Origin of the sequence: Streptomyces caelestis, from assembly GCF_014205255.1 — a bacterium.
Taxonomy (GTDB): Bacteria; Actinomycetota; Actinomycetes; order Streptomycetales; family Streptomycetaceae; genus Streptomyces; species Streptomyces caelestis.
The window spans coordinates 3,509,164-3,525,925 of the sequence record NZ_JACHNE010000001.1 but is presented as its reverse complement, the minus strand read 5'-3'; the positions used below and the strand labels follow the sequence as shown (position 1 = coordinate 3,525,925).

14 protein-coding genes are annotated in these 16,762 nt (G+C 72.7%); 8 read left to right on the top strand and 6 right to left on the bottom strand.

The window, feature by feature from the left end; all coding sequences use genetic code 11:
* Nucleotides 1-30: 30 nt before the first annotated feature.
* The 3 genes from HDA41_RS15870 to HDA41_RS15860 all read right to left on the bottom strand — a co-directional run bounded on the left by HDA41_RS15870 (nt 31) and on the right by HDA41_RS15860 (nt 3,483).
* A complete protein-coding gene (locus tag HDA41_RS15870) occupies nt 31-813 on the bottom strand; it encodes a hypothetical protein (protein WP_184984504.1) in 783 nt (260 codons plus the stop codon).
* A 273-nt stretch (nt 814-1,086) separates the two neighbouring features.
* Nucleotides 1,087-2,304, bottom strand: a complete 1,218-nt coding sequence (locus HDA41_RS15865; protein WP_184984502.1) for an acetyl-CoA C-acetyltransferase — start codon at nt 2,302-2,304, stop codon at nt 1,087-1,089.
* Between the two features lie 153 nt (nt 2,305-2,457).
* A complete protein-coding gene (locus HDA41_RS15860) occupies nt 2,458-3,483 on the bottom strand; it encodes an SGNH/GDSL hydrolase family protein (RefSeq protein WP_184984500.1) in 1,026 nt (341 codons plus the stop codon).
* Between the two features lie 157 nt (nt 3,484-3,640).
* Here HDA41_RS15860 and HDA41_RS15855 point away from each other — a divergent pair, with 157 nt between their 5' ends.
* Complete coding sequence (locus tag HDA41_RS15855; protein WP_184984498.1) at nt 3,641-5,029, top strand: cystathionine beta-synthase; 1,389 nt, start codon at nt 3,641-3,643, stop codon at nt 5,027-5,029.
* A 444-nt stretch (nt 5,030-5,473) separates the two neighbouring features.
* Here HDA41_RS15855 and HDA41_RS15850 read toward each other — a convergent pair whose 3' ends face one another.
* Nucleotides 5,474-6,304, bottom strand: a complete 831-nt coding sequence (locus HDA41_RS15850; RefSeq protein WP_184984496.1) for a helix-turn-helix transcriptional regulator — start codon at nt 6,302-6,304, stop codon at nt 5,474-5,476.
* Nucleotides 6,305-6,449: 145 nt separating this feature from the next.
* Here HDA41_RS15850 and HDA41_RS15845 point away from each other — a divergent pair, with 145 nt between their 5' ends.
* Complete coding sequence (locus tag HDA41_RS15845) at nt 6,450-7,211, top strand: SDR family oxidoreductase (RefSeq protein ID WP_184984494.1); 762 nt, start codon at nt 6,450-6,452, stop codon at nt 7,209-7,211.
* A gap of 15 nt (nt 7,212-7,226) precedes the next feature.
* On the opposite strand, the gene HDA41_RS15840 is transcribed toward HDA41_RS15845, so the two are convergent.
* Nucleotides 7,227-7,649 (bottom strand): hypothetical protein, encoded by a 423-nt coding sequence (locus HDA41_RS15840; protein WP_184993432.1) that lies wholly within the window; start codon nt 7,647-7,649, stop codon nt 7,227-7,229.
* A gap of 175 nt (nt 7,650-7,824) precedes the next feature.
* Between HDA41_RS15840 and HDA41_RS15835 the strand changes: the two genes are divergently transcribed.
* Both HDA41_RS15835 and HDA41_RS15830 read left to right on the top strand, forming a co-directional pair.
* The gene (locus HDA41_RS15835; protein WP_184984492.1) at nt 7,825-8,667 is read left to right on the top strand and encodes a MurR/RpiR family transcriptional regulator; all 843 of its coding nucleotides are present in this window, start codon (nt 7,825-7,827) and stop codon (nt 8,665-8,667) included.
* Nucleotides 8,668-8,769: 102 nt separating this feature from the next.
* On the top strand, nt 8,770-9,366 hold the full coding sequence (locus tag HDA41_RS15830) for a hypothetical protein (protein WP_184984490.1): 597 nt from the start codon (nt 8,770-8,772) through the stop codon (nt 9,364-9,366).
* 81 nt (nt 9,367-9,447) lie between these two features.
* Here HDA41_RS15830 and HDA41_RS15825 read toward each other — a convergent pair whose 3' ends face one another.
* Entirely contained in the window at nt 9,448-10,830 is a 1,383-nt protein-coding gene (locus tag HDA41_RS15825; RefSeq protein WP_184993430.1) for a type III PLP-dependent enzyme domain-containing protein, read from the bottom strand.
* Nucleotides 10,831-11,029: 199 nt separating this feature from the next.
* Between HDA41_RS15825 and hutU the strand changes: the two genes are divergently transcribed.
* The 4 genes from hutU (at nt 11,030) to hutI (ending at nt 16,690) form a co-directional block, all read left to right on the top strand.
* Nucleotides 11,030-12,748, top strand: coding sequence for a urocanate hydratase (hutU, locus tag HDA41_RS15820; RefSeq protein WP_184984488.1), 1,719 nt, complete (start codon nt 11,030-11,032; stop codon nt 12,746-12,748).
* 71 nt (nt 12,749-12,819) lie between these two features.
* A complete protein-coding gene (locus HDA41_RS15815) occupies nt 12,820-14,022 on the top strand; it encodes an allantoate amidohydrolase (protein ID WP_184993426.1) in 1,203 nt (400 codons plus the stop codon).
* The gene (locus HDA41_RS15810) at nt 14,013-15,404 is read left to right on the top strand and encodes a formimidoylglutamate deiminase (protein WP_376706793.1); all 1,392 of its coding nucleotides are present in this window, start codon (nt 14,013-14,015) and stop codon (nt 15,402-15,404) included. Before HDA41_RS15815 ends, HDA41_RS15810 begins: the two co-directional genes overlap by 10 nt.
* Nucleotides 15,401-16,690 (top strand): imidazolonepropionase, encoded by a 1,290-nt coding sequence (gene hutI, locus HDA41_RS15805; RefSeq protein WP_184984486.1) that lies wholly within the window; start codon nt 15,401-15,403, stop codon nt 16,688-16,690. The genes HDA41_RS15810 and hutI overlap by 4 nt, the downstream gene beginning before the upstream one ends.
* Nucleotides 16,691-16,762 lie beyond the last annotated feature (72 nt).

Here is a 16,762-nt window from a genome sequence, read left to right as displayed (position 1 = left end):
GAGCCGCATGTCGATACAGCCCCGCGTCCCTCAGAGGGACGCGATGACCCTGTCGGCCAGGATGTAGACGTTCTCCTTGCCGCACTCGAATGTCAGGGTGTAGGCGCCCGAGACGCCTGAGCCGCCCAGGAGGGTCGGGGTCTCGCCTGCGCGCAGGGCGGTGGCGAGGCGCTCCGCCGTCTCCCGGTGGCCCGGGGTCATGCACAGGGTCGTGCCGTCGGCGAAGACGTAGACGTCGAGGGTGCCGAGCGGGCCCGGGCGGACGTCCGTCAGTTCCACGCGCGAGGCGGCCAGCTCCTCCAGCGTGGCGACCGTGCGCTCGTGGTCGTTCACCACCGGCGACTGCGTCGGCACGAAGTCCGGGTGGGAGGGGTGACGACGGCGGGCCGCCGCCAGCTCCGGGGAGTCGGCGGCCGGCTCCTCGGTGTCCGCGCTCGGCTCGGACACCGACTCCAGGCCCGCGAAATCGGCCTGCCGGGGCAGGAACAGGTCGACGTCGGGCAGACCCAGCAGGGGCGGTGCGTCGGAGGCGTCACGGGCCTCCTGGGCGGCCCAGAACGCCCGCGCCTCGGCGAGCTCCCGCTCGCGTTCCTCCGCGAGCGCCGCCGCCACGGCGGCCCGTATCTCGTCGGTGTCGGCATGCGTGCGGGCGGCGGGCAGCAGGGCACGGGTGGTGGCGGCGCGGTTCTCGGCCAGCGCGGTGTGCAGGGCCGCGACCTGTCGGCGCAGCTGCAGGACGGTGCGCAGGACGGCGACCCCCACGGCGCCCGTGGCGGCCGTGGTGACCAGCAAGGCGATCGGCATGGCGCTCACTGACGTACTCCCGGTTCAAAGTCGACCCCCGACTTCCTACATCAGCTTGAAGGGCGGACTAACCAGCTGTCAGTGCGTAACGTCACGAAACGGACAGGGCTTCGGTGTCGGGGGAGCGGGTGGTGCTGCTGTGACCTGGGCTTCTCCTCGCGTAGAGGGAGATAGGTCACATCCTGGGGGAGATTGGATCACAAAACAGCCCAGAACCCCGGGGTTTCCGGGGTTCTGGGTCAGGGCCTCACCGCACGTGCTATGGCGGCTACGGTGCGGTGCTCAGCTGAGGCGCTCGATGACCATGGCCATGCCCTGGCCGCCGCCGACGCACATCGTCTCCAGGCCGAACTGCTTGTCGTGGAACTGCAGGGAGTTGATGAGCGTGGTGGTGATGCGGGCGCCGGTCATGCCGAAGGGGTGGCCGACGGCGATGGCGCCGCCGTTGACGTTCAGCTTCTCCAGCGGGATGCCCAGGTCGCGGTAGGAGGGGATCACCTGGGCGGCGAACGCCTCGTTGATCTCGACCAGGTCGATGTCGCCGATGGTCAGCCCGGCCCGCTTCAGGGCCTGGTTGCTCGCCTCGACCGGTCCGAGGCCCATGATCTCGGGCGAGAGGCCGGAGACGCCGGTCGACACGATGCGGGCGAGCGGGGTGAGGCCCAGCTCGCGGGCCTTGGTGTCGGACATGATCACGAGCGCGGCAGCGCCGTCGTTCAGCGGGCAGCAGTTGCCGGCCGTGACCATGCCGTCGGGGCGGAAGACCGGCTTGAGGCCCTGGACGCCCTCCAGGGTGACGCCGGCGCGGGGGCCGTCGTCCTTGGAGACGACCGTGCCGTCGGGGAGGGTCACCGGGGTGATCTCGCGCTCCCAGAAGCCGTTCTTGATGGCCTCTTCGGCGAGGTTCTGGGAGCGGACGCCGAACTCGTCCATGTCCTGGCGGGTGACGCCCTTGGCGCGGGCCAGGTTCTCGGCGGTCTGGCCCATCGCGATGTACGGGTCGGGCAGCAGGCCGTCCTCGCGCGGGTCGTGCCAGGTGGAGCCCTCGGACTGGGCGGTCGCGACGGTGCGGGCCTCGGCCTCGGCGAAGAGCGGGTTGTGCGTGCCGGGTATGTCCGAGCTGCCGTTGGCGTACCGGGAGACCATCTCGACGCCGGCCGAGATGAAGACGTCGCCCTCGCCGGCCTTGATGGCGTGCAGGGCCATGCGGGAGGTCTGGAGCGAGGAGGAGCAGTACCGGGTGACGGTGCAGCCCGGCAGGTGGTCCATCCCCATCTGCACGGCGACGATACGGCCGAGGTTGTGGCCCTGCTCGCCGCCGGGCAGGCCGCAGCCGAGCATCAGGTCGTCGATGTCCTTCGGGTCCAGCTCGGGGACCTTGGCCAGGGCGGCCTGGACGATCGTGGCGGTGAGGTCGTCCGGGCGGAGGTCCTTGAGGGAGCCCTTGACGGCGCGGCCGATGGGGGAGCGGGCGGCTGAGACGATCACGGCTTCGGGCATCACGGCTCCATTGACGTACCGGGTGGTCTGGCTGGGCTGTCTGGGAAGTTACCCGTACGTATGGCCTGGGTCACGGGTGTGGCGGTGTGACCCTGACCGCAGTTTTCTAAGCGCTTGCTTTTTCCTGGTCCGGGCCGCTCAGCCGGCCTTCCCTCAGCTCGACGGTGTGACAGGGGCCGGTTCCTGCTCGGGTACCCGCCGGCGCCTGCGGCGCTTCAGCAGCGCCCACGGCCCCCTCGGGCCGCTCGGCATGGCGGCCGCGACCTCCGTACCCGCCTCCGAGGCGGCCTCCGCCGCCGCCCGGGCCACCGGCAGGAAGCCCTCGCGGCGGGAGGCGTCCGGGCGCTCCTCCTCGGCCGGCCACAGGCCGAGAGAGGCGCAGACGGTCGGCAGGACCGCCATCGCCGCCGTCGCGTAGCCCTCGGCGGAGGGGTGGTAGTTGTCCGGGCCGAACAGCTCGCGCGGGTTCGCGGCGAACTCGGGGCCGAGCAGGTCGCCCAGGGACACGGTGCGGCCGCCCTGTTCGACGGCTCCGATCGTCTGGGCGGCCGCCAGCTGGCGGGAGGCCCGTCGGGCCAGCCAGCGCAAGGGTTGCTGGACCGGCTCGATGGTGCCCAGGTCGGGGCAGGTGCCGACCACGACCTCGGCACCGGCCGTGCGCAGCCGCCGGACCGCCGCGGACAGGTGGCGGACCGAGCGGGTCGGGGGCATGCGGTGAGTGACGTCGTTCGCGCCGATCATGATCACGCAGATGTCCGGCACGGGATCGAGGTCGGCCAGCACCAGGGCCACCTGGCGGTCCAGGTCGTCCGAGCAGGCCCCGGGCGTCGCCATCGTGCGCAGCTCCACCGGGCGTTCCGCCAGTGCCGCGAGGCCCGAGGCCAGCAGCGCGCCCGGGGTCTGCCCGGCCCGGTGCACACCCTGGCCGGCGGCCGTGGAGTCACCCAGCATCGTCAGCCGCAGCGGTACCTCACCGGGACTGGCGTACGTACGGCCGTACCGGCCGTCCGCGTTCGGCACATGGGGCGACCTGCCGTTGCCCACCCGGCGCCGCGCCAGCTGCACTTCCGCCAGCACCAGCCCCACGGCGGCCGCCCCGGCCAGCCCGATCCCGCCACCGCCGTACGCCGCACCCGCAGCGATCCGCCGGGCCACCCGCGCCCTCGACATACTCGTCATGCGTCGCCGCCACCTCCTCGAACCCGTACACCCAGTGCTTGCCCCGTACAGCCCGTCGTCCAATCTCAACAGCGAGTGAACGACCGTCACGGATGACCGGCAGGCCATAGGCTGGCGGCACCAACTAAGACCATTTCTGCGGCAACCGGAGACAACGGTGCAGTTCCACGACTCGATGATCAGTCTCGTCGGCAACACCCCGCTGGTGAGGCTCAACAGCGTGACCAAGGGCATCAGGGCGACCGTCCTGGCCAAGGTGGAGTACTTCAATCCCGGCGGTTCCGTGAAGGACCGCATCGCCCTGCGCATGATCGAGGCGGCCGAGGAGTCCGGCGCGCTCAAGCCGGGCGGCACGATCGTCGAGCCGACCAGCGGCAACACCGGGGTGGGCCTCGCCATCGTGGCGCAGCAGAAGGGGTACAAGTGCATCTTCGTGTGCCCCGACAAGGTGAGCACCGACAAGATCAACGTGCTGCGCGCGTACGGCGCCGAGGTCGTCGTCTGCCCGACCGCCGTCGACCCGGAGCACCCTGACTCCTACTACAACGTCTCCGACCGGCTGGTCCGCGAGACGCCCGGGGCCTGGAAGCCCGACCAGTACTCCAACCCGAACAACCCCCTCTCGCACTACCACTCCACCGGCCCCGAGCTGTGGGAGCAGACGGAGGGGAGGATCACCCACTTCGTGGCGGGCGTGGGCACCGGCGGCACCATCTCCGGGACCGGCCGCTACCTCAAGGAGGTCAGCGACGGCAAGGTGAAGGTCATCGGCGCCGACCCCGAAGGGTCCGTCTACTCCGGCGGGTCCGGGCGGCCGTACCTCGTCGAGGGTGTCGGTGAGGACTTCTGGCCCACCGCCTACGACCGGACCGTCGCGGACGAGATCGTCGCCGTGTCCGACAAGGACTCCTTCCAGATGACCCGCCGCCTGGCCAAGGAGGAGGGCCTGCTCGTCGGCGGCTCCTGCGGCATGGCGGTCGTGGCCGCGCTGGAGGTCGCCGAGCGGCTCGGCGAGGACGACGTCGTCGTGGTCCTGCTGCCGGACAGCGGCCGCGGCTACCTCAGCAAGATCTTCAACGACGAGTGGATGGCCGACTACGGCTTCCTGGAGGACGCGGGCCCCAGCGCCCGCGTCGCCGACGTCCTGAACGACAAGGAGGGCGACCACATGCCCTCCCTCGTCCACATGCACCCGGAGGAGACGGTCGGCCAGGCCATCGACGTGCTGCGCGAGTACGGCGTCTCGCAGATGCCGGTCGTCAAGCCGGGCGCGGGCCACCCCGACGTGATGGCCGCCGAGGTCGTCGGCTCGGTCGTGGAGCGCGAGCTGCTGGACGCGCTGTTCAGCAAGAGCGCCTCGCTGGAGGACCCGCTGGAGAAGCACATGTCCGGCCCGCTGCCCCAGGTCGGCTCCGGCGAACCCGTCGCCGACCTGATGGCCGTCCTCGGCAAGGCGGACGCGGCGATCGTCCTCGTCGAGGGCAAGCCGACCGGTGTGGTCAGCCGGCAGGACCTGCTGTCCTTCCTCGCCCGGTCCGCGAAGTGACGGCGAACGGCCGGTGAACCCCCCGTTAACCGGGCGCACTTGCCGTTCGTCCGCGATCTTCGTGGGCTTCGCGGAAGTGGTACGAGCGCGTCACGTTCGCGCAGCACCCGCTTAACACGGGTCCTGCACATTAGTGGGTGTCGGCAGGGCGGGAGCGGCTCCCCGCCCCGGCCGGCGCCGTTGGCGTCAAGGACCTCCGGAGCGGCTCCCGGACCTCCACCGACGTCACAGACGCGCAAGCCCGGCCTGACCAGGTTCGCGTCTTACGCGGGGACCGCCGTCGTCCCGCCCCCCGGTCACGGGGGTGCGGCGGTCCCCGCGCATTTCTTTGTGCGGCGTCAGCCGAGCCGTTCGTCCTGCGGGCGTCAGCCGGCCTGTTTGTCCCAGGCGTCAGTCGGCCTGTTTGTCCTGCGGGAGTCAGCCGGCCTGTTTGTCCTGCGGGAGTCAGCCGGCCCGGCTCGTCACCCAACTCCCCAGCAGCGCAAGCCGCTCCGCCGTCTCCGAGCCGGGCTGCGGCGCGTACGCCACGATCGTCTGGTCCGGGGCCGCCGGGATCGTGAGGGTCTCGAACGGGAGGGTCAGCAGGCCCGCGACCGGGTGCCGGACCTGCTTCACCCCGTGGTCGCAGGGTTTGACCAGGTGGTCGGCCCACAGGCGGCGGAAGTCGTCGCTGGCGCGGGAGAGTTCACCGACGAGCCTGCCCATGGCGGGGTCGTCCGGGTGGTGGCCCGCGTTGAGGCGGAGGTGGGCGACGGTCTGGGAGGCCGTCGCCGGCCAGTCCGGGTAGAGGTCGCGGGCGGTGGGGTCGAGGAAGACGCGGCGGGGCAGGTTGCGGTCGCCGGGGACTCTGTCGCTGAAGCCGACCACGGCGTCACCGAGGGCGTTCCAGGCGAGGACGTCCATGCGGTGGTCCAGGACGTACGCCGGGTTGCGGTCCATGCCGTCCAGGATCAGCTGGACACCCGGTCGCACCCGCGACGCGGCCGGAGTGCCCTCGGTCCGCCGGCGGGGCCGGGCGACCGCCCGCAGATACTCGTGCTCCGCCTCGTCCAGCCGCAGCACCCGCGCGACCGCGTCCAGCACGGCATCCGAGACGCTCGCGCCCCTGCCCTGCTCGAGACGGACGTAGTAGTCGACGCTCACCCCGGCCAGCTGCGCCACCTCCTCACGACGCAGACCCGGCACACGACGGCGGCCGTACGACGTCAGCCCGACCTCCTCCGGCTGGATGCGGGCGCGGCGCGAGCGCAGGAAGTCTCCCAGTTCTCCGTCCATGGGTCCGAGCCTAGGCGGCCCGGGGCCGGCGAACCTGGTATTGCCAGACCCAGGACAAGCGGCGCCCTGGGTGCGGCCGCCGAGGGAGCCGAGGGTGGTGGACGAGGCCGGGGAGACGCCCCGGCCACCACCGAGGGGACACTCCATGCCGTACGAGAACCTGGCCGGCCGTACCGCCGTCGTCACCGGAGCCGCGAGCGGGATCGGTGAGGCCGTCGCCGTGCTGCTGGCCGCCCAGGGCGCACGGGTGGCGCTGCTGGCCCGGCGTGCGGAACGGCTGGCGGCGATCGCCGGGAAGATCCGCGCCGACGGCGGGCAGGCCCTGGCCGTCGTCGCGGACGTCACCGACGAGGCGTCCGTGACCGACGCCGCCGACCGGATCCACGCGGAGTACGGGCCCGTCGACCTGGTCGTCAACTCCGCCGGCGTCATGCTGCCGCACCCCGTCGACGCCCGGCGCGCCGACGAGTGGCAGCGGATGCTCGACACCAACGTCGCCGGAGTACTGCGGATCACCGGCGCCTTCACCGGCGACCTGGTGGGCGCGGCCGCGGAGGGCCGTACGGCCGACGTCGTGAACATCTCGTCCATCGCCGCGCACGTCAGCTTCGCGAACTACGCGGTGTACGGCGCGACCAAGGCCGCCGTCACCTATCTGTCGCAGGCCCTGCGCTCCGAGTTCGGGCCGCGGGACGTCCGGGTCACCAACATCGAGCCCGGGATCGTCGAGAGCGAGTTGCGCACGCACATCGTCGACGAGGAGCTGGCCCGGCAGGTGGCGGGCATGGTGGACGAGGTGGGCGCGCTGTCCGCCGAGGAGCTCGCCGACCTGGTGGTCTACGTGACCAGCCGCCCGCGCCGGGTCAATCTGCGGCAGATCGTCGCGCTGCCGACACGCCAGGTCTGAACGGCGTGTGCCCGCTCAGTCCTCCCAGCCGCTGTGCCGGGAGGACGCGCGGCGGCCGAACAGGCCCGGGTTGGTGCGGGCGGCCTGCACGACGTTGACGCCGACGATGCCCGCCCAGGCGGTGAGCAGGCCGGGCAGATGGGCCACGCCCCCGCCGATCGCGGACAGCGGCACCGCGAGGACGAGGGAGACGATCCCGAAGCCGAAGCGCTCGCCCCAGGAGTCCATGGCCCCCGGCGACCGGGAGTCCCGGGCCGTCTGCATCTGCTCCTCGGCGAGCTGCCGGCGCACCCGGCGCTCCACCGCGCCGTCGATCCGCTGGTCGACCTTCTCCAGGAACGAGTCGACCAGCGCCGACTCGTACTCCTCGCCCAGCTCCCTGCGCGCCTGCAGGGTGGCGTCGAGTTCCTTCTTCAGGTCGGTGTCCCGCGCGTCCATTCCGGTCATGTCACTCACGGTAGGGAGCGGGGGCGGCGGCCGCACTGGGGTTAGCCCCCCTGTCCAGCCTGGGGCTGCCGGGCCCGAGGCCGGGCCGGCCCTACGGTTCCGCTTGCCGGTCTGCATATGCTCATGCAGAATCCTCAGCTACTGAATAGGCGAGGGGGAGCACGTCATGAGCGTGACCGACAGCCCTGCCGCGCGGTTGCAGGCGCTCTTCGAGGGCCACCGGCTGACGCCGACCCAGCGGCGCATCGCGCACAGCATGGTGCGGCGCGCCGCCGACGTGCCGTTCCTGTCGAGCGTGGAACTCGCCGAACTGGCCGGGGTCAGCCAGCCGTCCGTGACCCGCTTCGCCGTCGCCCTCGGCTTCGACGGCTACCCGGCCCTGCGCCGCCATCTGCGGGAGGTCGCCCCCGCCGAACCCGCCGCGGACGCCGGGTCCTCCAACGAGTACCAGCAGGCCGTCGAGGCCGAGATCGAGAACCTGCGGCACCTGGCGGAGGCCCTGGCCGATCCCCGGCCCGTGGAGCGGGCGGGGCGTCTCCTCGCGGCCTCCCGACCGCTCCCCGTCCTCGGACTGCGGGCGGCAGCCGCCCAGGCGCACGGCTTCGCCTACTTCGCCGCCAAGGTCCACCCCGACGTACGGCTCCTCAACGAGGGCGGCACGATGCTTCACGACCGCATCGACGCCGCCGTCCGGGCCGGTGCGACCGCGCTGCTCTGCTTCGCGCTGCCCCGGCACCCCCGCGAGGTCGTCGACACCCTCGACTACGCACGACAGGCCGGGCTGACCGTCGTCACGGTCGCCGACTCCGCCTTCGCGCCGGTGGCCAAGGTGTCCGACCTGCTGCTCCCCGCCGCCGTCGGCACCGGCCTCGCCTTCGACACGGCCTGTGCCCCGATGCTGCTCGGCCGGGTCCTGCTGGAGGCGATGTGCGACGACCTGCCTCAGGCCCAGTCCCGCCTGGAGGAGTTCGACGTGAAGGCGGCGGCGCGGGGGCTGTTCGTGGACTGACGGCACACATGGCGCCTTCTCATACTCGTCTCACGTTGTGTCGCTAATGTGCTTGTCCTGAAACGCCCTTCAGACGCTTCGGAGACCGAACGGAGGCTGAACGTGACGCGCGGAGGACAAGGGCTGGCTCGGGTCGCCGTCGTCGTACGAGCGGGAGCGGCACCGCTGTGGTGGCTGGGTGTGTTCGCGGCGGGCATCGGCCTGGCGACGCCGGGGCTGACCGGGCGCCGGATCGGCGTCCTGGCCGGCGCGGCACTGTTCGTCCTGGCGACGGCCGTCGTGGCGTACGGACGCCGCAAGCGGTACGTCGCCCTGGCCGCGTCCGCGGCCCGCGCCGGCAAGCACGACGTACTCCAGGACCGGGCCGTGACCACACGCAACTGGCGCCGCCTCCACCGCTGGTGGCTCCTCCTCGCCTCCCTCGCCGCCCTGGGCAGCGCCTTCGCCGTGCCGGCCGCGGGCGGCCTGCTCCTGGCCGGCTGCGGCGCCGGCCTGTGGCTGAAGGCCGCGTGGCTGGGCCGCCGTGAGGGCGCGGACGAGGTGTTGCTGTGGGTGCGCGTGGACTGGCTGCGCGCAGGCGCGGGCGACCCCGCGGGCAAGCGGGTCAAGAGCTACCGCGGCACGGGCATCGCGGCGGGTGACGCTGCCCCGGGCGGGTCGCGAAGGAAAACGCCGGCGCTCGTGCAAGCGGGCGGGTAAAGACCGACTCAGGGGCGCGGGGCTGTGCCGATGCGCGGCTCCGCCGCGTGGGCGCGCGACCGGCTCGACGAAAGCCGGGTGCTACGAAAGCCCCCACGGCGCCAGGCCGCCCACCAGCGCATCGACCTGCGCCCCTCCGGACTCCGCCACGACCTCCTCGACCGTCTGCGCCTCTCGCACCACCGCGAAGGCGACACCCCCCTCCCTGCCCGGCCCGAACCCGTAAACCCCGGGCCGGACAAGCGAGTTGTACGCGTAGTGATGCGCGAAGTAGTACGCGCCCGTATCCAGTGCCGCCGCGAAGTCCCCCTGCTCCAGCAACGGCAGCGCACACCCCTCGGCCAGCAGGTCGCCCGAGAAGCACGCCGGCCCGGCCACGTCCTGCACCACGGCCGGACCCTCCTTCGGGCGCCCCTTGGCGTCGTACGCGGCGATCCTCAGCGGCCAGACCCCCGGCGCGTACACCGTCCGCGTCGCGACCTGCACGCCCGCGTGCGTGACCGCCACCGGCCGGCCGCCCGCGCTCTTGGCGTACTCGACTCGCGCCACCACCGTCCCGTGCTTCGCCAGCAGTGACCGCCCGAACTCCGTCACCAGTCCGTACCGCCCGTCGAACAGCCCGGGCACCTCTTCAGCCAGCATCCGCGCGTACTGCGCGTACGTCGGCGTCGTCGCGTCCGACGCGAAGTTCACCGGCAGCCCGCCGCCGATGTCGAGCGTGTCGACCTGCCGCCGCCCGGCCCGGCGGTTGATCTCCTCCGCCAGCTCGTACGTCTCCGCCACGCCCCGCGCCATCAGGGACAGCGGGACCCCCTGGGACCCGGTGTGCGCGTGCAGCCGGGTCAGCCACGGCCGGTCCAGATACGCCCGTACGACCCACTCCCGCGCACCCTCGTCACGCAGCGCCACGCCGAACTTCGACGTTGCCGTGGCCGTGGACGTCGCCTCGATGGAACCCCCGCCGATCTGCGGGTTCACCCGTATCCCGATCGGGGAGCGGCCGGCCGCGGACCTCACCAGGCCGTCGATGCGGTCCAGCTCCTGCGGATTGTCCGCGTTGACGGCGATGCCCAGCGCCAGCGCCTCGCGCAGCTCCCGGGGCGTCTTGGCCGGCGAGTCCAGCACCGTCACCTCCGGGCCCAGCCCCGCCGTCCGTGCCAGCGCCAGCTCGCCCGGACTCGCCACCTCCGCGCCGATGCCCTCCTCGCGCAGCAGCCGCAGCACCGGCACCAGCGGGGTCGCCTTCACCGCGAAGGCGTGCAGCACGGGCGTGCCCGGCGCCACGACCGCGTCGAACGCCACCCGCAGCTCCGCCGCCGACTCCCGGATGCCGGTGACGTCCAGCAGCCCCACGATGGGGGTGTCGGGCCCGAGCAGCCCCTGCTCCACCGCGGCCCGTACCGCCTCGTCCCGCCGGGCCGCCCGCCCGGCGCCGGAGTCACCCGTCCGGCCGTCCTCACCCATGCCGTCCCCCGCCGCGCTGACGTCCGCTCCGGCTGCCTCGGATCCCTCGATGTGTGCGCCCATGCATCCAGCCAAACATCCACGGCACCGCCGCGCCGACCCCCGGACGTATTGACTAGCTCTATTCAGATGGCCAGGATGTGAATAGCCGCAGTAACAACCCCGCCGGGAGCACCACGCATCCACCAGGAGGCAGACCATGTCAGGACCCCGCCCGCCCGCCTCCCTCCACCACCCTCAAACGAGGCCCTATGGGCCGCCCCCCGGTCCTGTCCGAGCGCCGCGCGGCACGGAAACGAGCGCCCTGGGATGGCAGCAGGAAGCCGCCCTGCGCATGCTCCAGAACAACCTCGACCCGGAGGTCGCCGAGCACCCCGACAAGCTCGTCGTCTACGGCGGCACCGGCAAGGCGGCGCGCGACTGGCGCTCCTTCGACGCGATGGTGTGGACGCTGCGGGGGCTGAAGCAGGACGAGACCATGCTGGTCCAGTCGGGCCGGCCCGTCGGCGTCATGCAGACCCACGAGTGGGCCCCGCGTGTCCTCATCGCCAACTCCAACCTCGTCGGCGACTGGGCGAACTGGGAGGAGTTCCGCCGCCTGGAGGCCCTCGGCCTGACCATGTACGGGCAGATGACGGCCGGCTCCTGGATCTACATCGGCACCCAGGGCATCCTCCAGGGCACCTACGAGACCTTCTCCGCCGTCGCCGCGAAGAAGTTCGGCGGCAGCCTCGCGGGGACGATCACGCTGACCGCCGGTCTCGGCGGGATGGGCGGCGCCCAGCCGCTCGCCGTGACGATGAACGACGGTGTGGCGATCTGCATCGACTGCGACCCGCGCGCGATCGAGCGGCGCATCGAGCACCGGTACCTGGACGTGAAGGCCGACTCCCTGGACCACGCCCTGCGGCTCGCCGTGGAGGCCCGTGACGCCCGCCGCCCGCTGTCCATCGGTGTCCTCGGCAACGCCGCCGAGCTGGTGCCGCAGCTGCTCGCCATGGGCGCCCCGATCGACATCGTCACCGACCAGACCTCCGCCCACGACCCGCTGGCCTACCTGCCCCTCGGCACCGCCTTCGAGGACATGGCCGACGCCGCCGCCAAGGACCCGGCCGGCTTCACCACCCGGGCCCGCGAGTCCATGGCCCGGCACGTGGAGGCCATGGTCGGCTTCATGGACGCCGGCGCGGAGGTCTTCGACTACGGCAACTCCATCCGCGGCGAAGCGCAACTCGCCGGGTACGACCGGGCCTTCGCCTTCCCCGGCTTCGTCCCCGCCTATATCCGCCCGCTGTTCTGCGAGGGCAAGGGCCCCTTCCGCTGGGCGGCCCTGTCCGGCGAGGCCTCCGACATCGCGAAGACCGACGAGGCGATCCTCGACCTCTTCCCGGAGAACGAGTCCCTGGCCCGCTGGATCCGCATGGCCGGGGAGCGGGTCCGCTTCCAGGGGCTGCCCGCCCGTATCTGCTGGCTCGGCTACGGCGAGCGGGACAAGGCCGGCGAGCGGTTCAACGACATGGTCGCGAGCGGGGAGCTGGCCGCGCCGGTCGTCATCGGCCGCGACCATCTCGACTGCGGCTCCGTCGCGTCCCCCTACCGGGAGACCGAGGCCATGCTCGACGGGTCCGACGCGATCGCCGACTGGCCGCTGCTGAACGCGATGGTGAACGTGGCGTCGGGGGCGTCCTGGGTGTCCCTGCACCACGGGGGCGGTGTCGGTATGGGGCGGTCGATCCACGCGGGGCAGGTGACGGTGGCCGACGGTACGAGGCTGGCCGGCGAGAAGATCCGGCGGGTGCTGACGAACGACCCGGGCATGGGGGTCATCCGGCATGTGGATGCCGGGTACGACATCGCGGAGTCGGTGGCTCGGGAGAAGGGCGTCCGTGTCCCGATGCGTGAGGGTGACGAGGCGTGACCGGACCGAACGGCACCGGCTCGGTGGGGGAGGGAGATCGCCCACAGCCGGTCGGCGCCTCCTTCCACCAGATGTGGCGTGACCTGCTCCCCCTCGGCCGGCACCCCGCCTCCCACGGCTATCGCCGCTTCGCCTGGACCGGTGTCGACGGTGACTGCCGGGCCTGGTTCGAAGGGCAGGCCGCTGCCCGGGGGCTGCGCTACGAGGTCGACCGGAACGGGAACCAGTGGGCCTGGCTCGGTGACCCGGCCCACGGGGACGCCGTCGTCACCGGGTCGCATCTCGACTCCGTGCCGGACGGCGGAGCCTTCGACGGCCCCCTCGGAGTCGTGTCCGCCTTCGCCGCGCTGGACGAACTGCGCGGCCGGGGCGCGCGGTTCACCCGGCCCCTCGGCATCGTGAACTTCGGGGACGAGGAGGGCGCCCGGTTCGGGCTCGCCTGTGTCGGGTCCCGGCTCACCGCCGGGCAGCTCACCCGCGAGCAGGCGCACCGGCTCACGGACGGCGAGGGCGTGACGCTGCCGCGAGCCATGGAGGCCGCCGGATACGACCCCGACGCCATCGGGCCCGACCCCGAGCGGCTCGCCCGCATCGGCGCCTTCGTCGAGCTGCACGTCGAGCAGGGCCGGGCTCTGGACCTGTCCGGCGACCGGGTCGGCGTCGCCAGCGCGATCTGGCCGCACGGCCGGTGGCGGTTCGACTTCCGGGGCGAGGCCAACCACGCCGGCACCACCCGGCTCGCCGACCGGCGCGACCCCATGCTGTCCTACGCGGAGACCGTCCTCGCCGCCCGCCGCGAGGCCGAACTCGCCGGTGCCGTCGCCACCTTCGGCAAGATCGCCGTCGAGCCGAACGGCGTCAACGCCATCCCCTCCCTGGTGCGCGGCTGGCTCGACTCCCGCGCGGCCGACCAGGACAGCCTGGACGCCGTGGTCGCCGGCGTCGAGAAGGCGGCCGGGGAGTACGCCGCCGCCCATGGTGTCGATCTCGCCGTCGTGCGCGAGTCGTTCACCCCCGTCGTCGAGTTCGACCACGCCCTGCGCGACGAACTCGCCCGCATCCTCGGCAAGGACACCGGCCTCACCGTCCCCGTCCTGGGCACCGGCGCCGGACACGACGCCGGGATCCTGTCCGGGAGCATCCCGACGGCCATGCTGTTCGTGCGCAACCCCACCGGCGTCTCCCACTCACCGGCCGAGTTCGCGGCCGAGGACGACTGCGTGGCCGGGGTGCTCGCACTCGCCGACGTACTGGAAGGACTGGCGTGCAGGTGACCACAGCAGCCACGCGCACGTACTGGCTGGAGCACGCCTGGCTCGGCACCCTCCCCCAAGCTCTCGGCTCCGCTCGAGCAGGGGGGACCCCCATCGAGCCGGGCGTGGCCCTCGACGTCCGGAACGGCCGCATCGCCGCCGTCCGCCCCGACACCCCCACCCCGCCCCCCGGCGCCGAGGTCCTGCGCGGCCTCACCCTGCCCGGGCTGGCCAACGCCCACAGCCACGCCTTCCACCGCGCCCTGCGCGGCACCGTCCAGGTCGGCTCCGGCACCTTCTGGACCTGGCGCGAGGTCATGTACGCCACGGCCGCCCGGCTCACCCCGGACAGCTACCACGCCCTCGCCCGCGCCGTGTACGCCGAAATGGCCCTGGCCGGCATCACGGCGGTCGGCGAGTTCCACTACGTCCACCACGCCCCCGGCGGCACCCCGTACGCCGACCCCAACGCGATGGGCGAGGCCCTGATCGCGGCCGCCGCCGAAGCCGGGATCCGCATCACCCTCCTGGACACCGCCTATCTCTCCTCCGGCTTCGGACAGCCGCCCACCGCCCCTCAGCTCCGCTTCTCCGACGGCACGGCGGACGCCTGGGCCGAACGCTGTTCAGTTCTCAAGGAACGAGATCACGCGCGGATCGGAGCGGCGATCCACTCCGTGCGGGCCGTGCCCGCCGACCAGCTGGCGACCGTCGCCCGGTGGGCCGAGGAGCGGCGGGCCCCGCTCCATGTGCACCTGTCGGAACAGACGGCCGAGAACGACGCCTGCCGCCAGGCCCACGGCCGCACCCCCACCCGGCTGCTCGCCGACCACGGCGTGCTCGGCCCGCGCACCACCGGCGTCCACAACACCCACCTGACCGCAGAGGACATCTCCCTCATCGGCGGCAGCGGCACCGGCACCTGCATGTGCCCCACCACCGAGCGGGACCTCGCCGACGGCATCGGGCCCGCCGTCGCCCTGCAGCGGGCGGGCTCGCCGCTCTCCCTCGGCTCCGACAGCCACGCCGTGATCGACCTGCTCGAAGAGGCCCGCGCCATGGAGCTGAACGAGCGCCTGCGCACCCGTACCCGAGGACACTGGACGGCGGCAGCCCTCCTGCGGGCCGCCTCGGCGGACGGGCACTCGGCACTCGGCTGGCAGGACGCGGGCGCCCTGGAGCCCGGCGCGCTCGCCGACTTCACGACGATCGCGCTCGACTCGGTCAGGACGGCAGGGCCGCTTCCGCGGCTCGGGGCCGAGACGGCCGTATTCGCCGCGTCGGCAGCAGACGTGTCGCATACGGTCGTCGGAGGCCGGCACGTCGTACGGGACGGGGTCCACCGCCTCGTACCGGACGTGCCGAAAGCCCTCGCGGACGCCGTCGGAGCCCTGCGCGGATGACCCCGGGCCGCTCCTCCGAGCGGCCGGCCCCCGAACCCGACCCCACCGCCGACCAGGCCACCAAGGACGCCATGAGCAACGCGACGACCGTCAGCCCCGCCCACTCCGCGAGCACCGCGAGCACGCTCATCACCAACATCGCAGCCTTGGTCACCAACGACCCCTCCCTAGGTGACGGAACCCCCCTCGGACTGATCCAGGGCGCGGCCGTCGTCATCGAAGGCGACCGCATCGCGTGGACCGGTGATCAAAGCAAAGCACCCGCCACTGACAATCGGGTCGACGCCGGCGGCCGGGCGGTCCTCCCCGGCTTCGTCGACTCCCACTCCCACCTCGTCTTCGCGGGCGACCGGACGCAGGAGTTCAACGCCCGGATGTCGGGGCGGCCGTACAGCGCGGGCGGCATCCGCACGACCGTGGCGGCCACCCGGGCCGCCACCGACGAGGAACTGGAAGCGAACCTCACCCGTTACCTCGCCGAGGCCCTCCGCCAGGGCACCACCACCTTCGAGACGAAGTCCGGCTACGGCCTCACGACCGAGGACGAGTCCCGCGCCCTGCGCGTCGCCTCCCGCCACACCGCCGAGGTCACCTACCTCGGCGCCCACATCGTCGCCCCCGAGTTCGCTCAGGACCCGGCCGCCTACGTCGCCCTCGTCACGGGCGAGATGCTCGACGCCTGCGCCCCGTACGCCCGCTGGATCGACGTCTTCTGCGAGAAGGGCGCCTTCGACGGCGACCAGGCCCGCGCGATCCTCACCGCCGGCACGGCACGCGGCCTGCACCCCCGCATCCACGCCAACCAGCTCTCGTACGGCCCGGGCGTGCGACTCGCCGTCGAACTCGACGCGGCCAGCGCCGACCACTGCACCCACCTGACGGAGGAGGACATCGACGCCCTGGCGAACAGCCGCACGGTCGCCACGCTCCTCCCCGGCGCCGAGTTCTCCACCCGAGCCGAGTGGCCGAACGCCCGCCGCCTCCTCGACGCGGGCGTCACCGTGGCCCTCTCCACCGACTGCAACCCGGGCTCGTCCTTCACCTCGTCCGTCCCGTTCTGCGTCGCGCTCGCCGTACGGGACATGGGCATGACCCCGGACGAGGCCGTCTGGTCGGCCACGGCGGGCGGCGCCGCGGCCCTCCGGCGCACCGACATCGGCCGCCTCACCCCGGGCGCGTACGCCGACCTGATGCTCCTCGACGCCCCGAGCCACGTCCACCTGGCCTATCGGCCGGGCGTCCCGCTGGTCACCGGAGTCTGGCGGCGCGGTGAGCGGGTGCTCTGACCAACGAAACGCCTCCGGAGGGTTGTGCACGATTTCCATACCGTGCTCGGGCGCCGGTCTGATCGAGATCGA

Bases quoted from the DNA above. Each gene is read 5' to 3' on its own strand.
- hutI (WP_184984486.1), top strand. From the start codon at position 15,401: ATGACCCCGGGCCGCTCCTCCGAGCGGCCGGCCCCCGAACCCGACCCC.
- HDA41_RS15865 (WP_184984502.1), bottom strand. From the start codon at position 2,304: ATGCCCGAAGCCGTGATCGTCTCAGCCGCCCGCTCCCCCATCGGCCGC.
- HDA41_RS15845 (WP_184984494.1), top strand. From the start codon at position 6,450: ATGCCGTACGAGAACCTGGCCGGCCGTACCGCCGTCGTCACCGGAGCC.
- HDA41_RS15840 (WP_184993432.1), bottom strand. From the start codon at position 7,649: ATGGACGCGCGGGACACCGACCTGAAGAAGGAACTCGACGCCACCCTG.
- HDA41_RS15815 (WP_184993426.1), top strand. From the start codon at position 12,820: ATGTGGCGTGACCTGCTCCCCCTCGGCCGGCACCCCGCCTCCCACGGC.
- HDA41_RS15850 (WP_184984496.1), bottom strand. From the start codon at position 6,304: ATGGACGGAGAACTGGGAGACTTCCTGCGCTCGCGCCGCGCCCGCATC.
- HDA41_RS15835 (WP_184984492.1), top strand. From the start codon at position 7,825: ATGAGCGTGACCGACAGCCCTGCCGCGCGGTTGCAGGCGCTCTTCGAG.
- HDA41_RS15825 (WP_184993430.1), bottom strand. From the start codon at position 10,830: ATGGGTGAGGACGGCCGGACGGGTGACTCCGGCGCCGGGCGGGCGGCC.
- HDA41_RS15860 (WP_184984500.1), bottom strand. From the start codon at position 3,483: ATGACGAGTATGTCGAGGGCGCGGGTGGCCCGGCGGATCGCTGCGGGT.
- hutU (WP_184984488.1), top strand. From the start codon at position 11,030: ATGTCAGGACCCCGCCCGCCCGCCTCCCTCCACCACCCTCAAACGAGG.